Annotated in this window: 1 protein-coding gene; it reads left to right on the forward strand. The window is 70.6% G+C overall.

The window, feature by feature from the left end; translation table 11 throughout:
* On the forward strand, positions 1-1,714 hold a 1,714-nt coding region (locus BT364_RS38885; protein ID WP_143166643.1), incomplete at both ends, for a type I polyketide synthase.

A 1,714-nucleotide genomic window follows, 5' to 3' on the forward strand; every position in this document is an offset into this window, starting at 1 on the left:
TGCGTGGTCTGATCCGTACGACGCATCGTCGTGCGGCACGGGCCGGCAGCGGTCAGTCCTCCGCGTTCGTGCAACGCCTGCTGGCCCTCGGCACCGACGAGCGCACCCAGCTGATCCTGGAGACCGTACGCGGCGAGGTCGCCGCCGTCCTCGGACACGCGTCCGGAGACTCGGTCCCCGCCGAGCGGGCCTTCACCGAGCTGGGCTTCGACTCCCTCACCGCCGTCGAACTCCGCAACCGCCTCAACACGGTCACCGGCCTGCGCCTGCCCGCCACCCTCGTCTTCGACTACCCCTCCGCCGGACAACTCGCCGACCACCTCGCCGACGAACTCTCCGGCGAAACCACCACAACCACCACGACCACGGCCACCACCACCTCCGGCGACGACGAACCCATCGCCATCGTCGGCATGGCCTGCCGCTACCCCGGCAACATCAACTCCCCCGAAGACCTCTGGAACCTCGTCGCCACCGGCGCCGACGGCATCTCCGCCTTCCCCACCGACCGCGGCTGGGACCTGGAGAGCCTTTACGGCAACGGCCCCCGGCACGACGAGGACGGCAGGTCACTGACGCTGGAGGGCGGCTTCCTCTACGGCGCCCCCGGCTTCGACGCGGACTTCTTCGGGATCTCGCCGCGTGAGGCCCTGGCGATGGACCCGCAGCAGCGGCTGCTCCTGGAGGCCTCCTGGGAGGCGCTGGAGCGGGCCGGGATCGACCCGGCGACCGTACGCGGCAGCCGTACCGGCGTCTTCGCCGGACTGATGTACCACGACTACGTCACCCGTCTGTCGGGTGCCGACGACACCGAGGGGTACCTCGGCACCGGCAATGCGGGCAGCGTGGTCTCGGGCCGCGTCGCGTACGCGCTGGGGCTCGAAGGCCCGGCCGTCACCGTGGACACCGCTTGCTCGTCCTCGTTGGTCGCGCTGCACTGGGCGATCCAGGCGCTGCGTACGGGCGAGTGTGAGATGGCGCTGGCCGGCGGTGTGACCGTCATGTCGACGCCGACGACGTTCGCCGAGTTCAGCCGCCAGGGCGGCCTCGCCTTCAACGGCCGTTGCAAGTCCTTCTCGGACGATGCGGACGGCACCGGCTGGGGCGAGGGCGTGGGTGTTCTGCTGGTCGAGCGGCTTTCCGAGGCGCGGCGCAAGGGCCATCAGGTGTTGGCGGTGGTGTCGGGCTCGGCAGTGAACCAGGACGGTGCGTCCAACGGCCTGACGGCCCCGAACGGGCCGTCGCAGCAGCGCGTCATCCGCCAGGCCCTGGCAAACGCCAAGGTCTCGGCCGACCAGGTCGACATCGTCGAGGCGCACGGTACGGGTACGACCCTGGGCGACCCGATCGAGGCCCAGGCACTGCTGGCCACCTACGGCCAGGAACGCGCCGAGGACCGGCCCCTGTGGCTCGGCTCGGTGAAGTCCAACCTCGGTCATACGCAGGCCGCCGCAGGTGTCGCGGGCATCATCAAGATGGTCATGGCCATGCGCCACGGCGTCATGCCGCCCACTCTGCACGTCGCCGAGCCGTCCACGCACGTCGACTGGTCGGCGGGTGCGGTGGAGTTGCTGGCGGAGGCGCGGGTGTGGCCGGGGGTGGGTGGTCGTCCGCGTCGGGCGGGTGTGTCGTCGTTCGGTATCAGTGGGACGAATGCGCACGTGATCCTGGAGCAGGTCCAGGAGGAGCCGGTCGGGCCTTCGGTTGTCGAGTC

The sequence above is a fragment of the Streptomyces atratus genome, from assembly GCF_900119365.1.
GTDB lineage: Bacteria > Actinomycetota > Actinomycetes > Streptomycetales > Streptomycetaceae > Streptomyces > Streptomyces atratus_B.